This is a genomic window from Streptomyces prasinopilosus, from assembly GCF_001419695.1.
Classification (GTDB): Bacteria; Actinomycetota; Actinomycetes; order Streptomycetales; family Streptomycetaceae; genus Streptomyces; species Streptomyces prasinopilosus.
Genome location: NZ_LIRG01000585.1, coordinates 1 through 3,637 on the forward strand (window position 1 = coordinate 1; position 3,637 = coordinate 3,637).

The window sequence follows — 3,637 nt, forward strand, 5'->3', positions numbered from 1 at the left end:
CGCCGGGGCCCGTCCGGCGGCTCAGGCCGGACGGGCCCCGGCATGCGCGCGGGCGCGCACGCGGGCCGGCGGCCCGCTTCGGCCGCACGCGTCAGCCGAACACCGAGGCGCAGGTGGTGGGGCGGGCACGGGACGGGTCGAGGGCGTTGGCGACCTCGTGGAAGACGATCCGGTCGGTCAGCGCGATCGCCAGGTGCTCGGACAGGTCGACCGGGCACAGGTCCTGGAGCAGGACGTTGCGCACGTTCGGACCGCTCAGGTACTGGCTGCGGTACGGGGTGACCACCTGGTCGTACCGGGTGGCGATGACGGTGTAGCGGACGCCGGGCACGGTGTCGCCGCCCGCGTTGAGCCGGGTGAGGAAGTCCGAGCCGGCGATCTGCTGGGCGAGGGCGGGGGTCGCCTCGTTCAGCAGGTCCCCGGCGCCCGGGAAGTACGGCAGCAGGCGGGTGAGGCCGGCGAGGGTGGTGCCGTGGTTGCTGGGCGCGATCCCGACGAGGGCGTTCACCTCGGCGGCGCCGCCGAGGAACTTGAGGTAGTGGCGGGGCATCATCCCGCCCTGCGAGTGCCCGACGAGGTCGGCCTTCGCCGCGCCGGTCGCGGCGAGCACCTTGTCGACGAAGGCGTCGAGCTGCCGCGCGGACTCGTCGATGGGGCCGAGGCCGTGGAAGAGGGGGACACCGGCCAGTCGGCCGTAGTCGAGGGAGAAGACGCAGTAACCGCGGTGGGTCAGGTAGGGCGCGAGGCCCAGCCAGTTGTCGACGGAGTTCCCGAAGGTGCCGTGGACCAGGACGACGGGGCGGGGATGGGCCGCGGACGGCTTGCAGGAGTAGTCGTTCCAGCCCGAGTCGGGCGCCCCCGCGGCGTGGGCGGTGGTGGCGGGGAGCAGCGCGACCGCGGCGGTCAGCAGCAGCGCGAGCAGCGGACCGAGTGTTCGTCTCCAGGGCAGCATCGGGTGATCTCCTTACGGCTCAAGGGAGTTGCGGCGAAAGAACGCCCTGTGATCCGGATCACGAGGATGCTGTTCACTCGTCAAGTTACGGGTGGGTAGTGCAAGAGTGAAGTTACGGTCCGGCAAAAACTCCCGGCGGCACCCGGCGCGACGGGCGCCGCAAGTGATAGGGGCTCGCCGAGCAGGGCGCGGCGTGCGGCGGGGGTCGCGCGGCGCACGGATCCCCTCGCTCTCACCGGGCACGCCCGCCCGTGCGCGCACGGCTCCTCCGCCGCCTCCTCCGCCGCCCGCGTGCGGACCGGCCCCGGCTCGGCCGGCGCGACCGGTCGGGCTCAGCGCACCGACGGGACGCGGCCGGCGTTCGGCACGACCCCGCGGACCGGCTCACCGCCGGACCGTCTCACCGCCGGGCCGGCCGCTCCGGGCGAGAGGCGCCGCGGCCGAGGGTGAGGAAGGGGAGCCGGAGACGGCGGCACAGAGACGGGAAGCCCGGCGGGCGCGCCCTGCGCACTCGTGAGGTCCGACGCCCTTCGGCGGCCGCCGGCCGTCCGCTCCGGCCGCTTCCCCTCACCGCGGACCGGTTCTCGAACGTGCACACGGCATCCGTTCGGCCCCTTCCCACCTGTGCGGGCGTCCGGCCCCCGGGACCATGGGGGCATGACGCAGACCGCCGGCGCCGACTCGTCCCGCACCTCGTTCCTCGACGAGGTGAAGACCGCCGTCACCCCGCGCGCCTTTCTGCTCGTCCTCGGCGTGATCGCGCTGCAGGTGCTGTTCATCGCCTCCTACGTGGGGGCGCTGCACGCCCCGAAGCCGACGGACGTACCCTTCGCGGTCGCCGCGCCCCCGGCCGCGGCCGCGCGGACGGTGGCCCGGCTGGAACGGCTGCCCGGCTCCCCCCTGGACCCGCGGCCCGTGACCGACGAGGCGAGCGCGCGGAAGCAGATCATGGACCGCGACGTCGACGGCGCCCTCGTCGTGAACCCGGGGAGCGGGGCGGACACCCTGCTGGTCGCCTCCGGCGGCGGCACCCTGCTCGCCACCACCCTGCAGAGCCTCGTCACTAGGGTGGAGGCGGCCGACGGGCGGCAGGTGCGGACCGTCGACGTGGTGCCGGCCGCGGGACAGGACTTCGACGGACTGTCGCCCTTCTACCTGGTCGTCGGCTGGTGCGTCGGCGGTTACCTGTGCGCCTCGATCCTGGCGATCAGCGCCGGCTCCCGGCCCGCCAACCCGCGCCGCGCGGTGATCCGGCTGATCGTGATGGCGCTGGTCGCGATCGTCGGCGGTCTGGGCGGCGCGGTCGTCGTCGGGCCGGTCCTGGACGCGCTGCCCGGCAGCGTGACCGCCCTGTGGGCGCTCGGCGCGCTGGTGACCTTCGCCGTCGGCGCCGCCACCCTCGCGCTCGAGGCGGTCTTCGGGATCGTGGGCATCGGGCTGGCGATCCTGCTGGTGGTGATCGCGGGCAACCCGAGCGCGGGCGGCGCCTTCCCGCCACCGATGCTGCCGCCGTTCTGGGAGGCGATCGGTCCGGCGCTGCCGCCGGGTGCGGGGGTCTGGGCGGCCCGCTCGATCGCGTACTTCGACGGCAACGACCTGACCGGGGCGCTGCTCGTGCTGTCGGCGTGGGCGCTCGCGGGCGTCGTGATCACGACGGCCGCCGGACTGCGCCACGGACGGCGGGAGCCGGAACCGGCCGCGCGGACGGCCTGACCGCCACCGCACACGCAAAAGTCCCGCCCCCGGTGGATCCGGGGCGGGACTTCACGTGCGGTGTGCGCTCAGCCGATCCGGGTGCCGGTCGCCGAGAGGGCCTCCGTCACCGGCTGGAAGAAGGTCGTGCCGCCGGAGGTGCAGTCGCCGCTGCCGCCGGAGGTGAGGCCGACCGCGCTGTCGCCCGAGAAGAGCGAGCCTCCGCTGTCGCCGGGCTCGGCGCAGACGTCGGTCTGGATCAGGCCGTTGACGATGTCGCCGTTGCCGTAGTTCACGGTGGCGTCCAGGCCCGTGACCGCGCCGGAGTGCACCTGGGTCGTGGAGCCGCTGCGGGTGACCCGCATGCCGACGGTGGCCTCGGCGGCGCCGGAGATCGCCTGCGTGGAGCCGTCGTAGAGGTTCACCTCGCTCGGGTGGTCCACGTCGGAGGTGTACTTGACCAGGCCGTAGTCGTCGCCCGGGAAGCTGGACGCCTCGTTCTCGCCGATCACGGTGCCGGAGGAGTCCGACCAGGTGGTGATGCCCTCGGTGCAGTGCCCGGCGGTGAGGAAGTACGGCTCGCCGCCCTTGGTCACGTTGAAGCCGAGCGAGCAGCGTCCGCCGGCCCCGGTGATGGCGTCGCCGCCCGCGGCGTACGGGGTGAACTCACTCTTGATGCGCTGGAGTTCGGCCTTCCCCCCGAGTCCGTCGACGACCTTCGTCAGCTCGGCCCACTCGGCCTCGGAGACCGTGCGGTCCGCGGTGACGACGACCTTGTTGGTGGTCGGGTCGGTCACCCAGGAGGTGCCCGGGATCGTCGCGTCCTGCTCGAGCGTGGCGCGCGCGCTCCTCAGCTGGGCGAGGGAGTTCGCCACGACTCTCGCCTCGGCGCCGGCCTCCTCGACGGTTGCGGCGGCGGCCTCGTCGAGCACGTTCACCACGAGGCGCTTGCTCTTCGCGTCGTAGTACGTCCCCGCCGCGTCGGCGCCGAGG

The 3,637-nt window shown here is 74.0% G+C and carries 3 protein-coding genes; 1 reads left to right on the forward strand and 2 read right to left on the reverse strand.

Features of this window, described 5'->3' with window-relative positions:
- Positions 1-91 precede the first annotated feature (91 nt).
- On the reverse strand, positions 92-952 hold the full coding sequence (locus AOK18_RS22725; protein ID WP_055695542.1) for an esterase/lipase family protein: 861 nt from the start codon (positions 950-952) through the stop codon (positions 92-94).
- A 657-nt stretch (positions 953-1,609) separates the two neighbouring features.
- Between AOK18_RS22725 and AOK18_RS22730 the strand changes: the two genes are divergently transcribed.
- Positions 1,610-2,665, forward strand: coding sequence for an ABC-2 transporter permease (locus AOK18_RS22730; RefSeq protein WP_055695543.1), 1,056 nt, complete (start codon positions 1,610-1,612; stop codon positions 2,663-2,665).
- Positions 2,666-2,733: 68 nt separating this feature from the next.
- Here the strand turns inward: AOK18_RS22730 and AOK18_RS22735 are convergent.
- On the reverse strand, positions 2,734-3,637 hold a 904-nt coding region (locus AOK18_RS22735; RefSeq protein WP_055695544.1), incomplete at its 5' end, for a S1 family peptidase.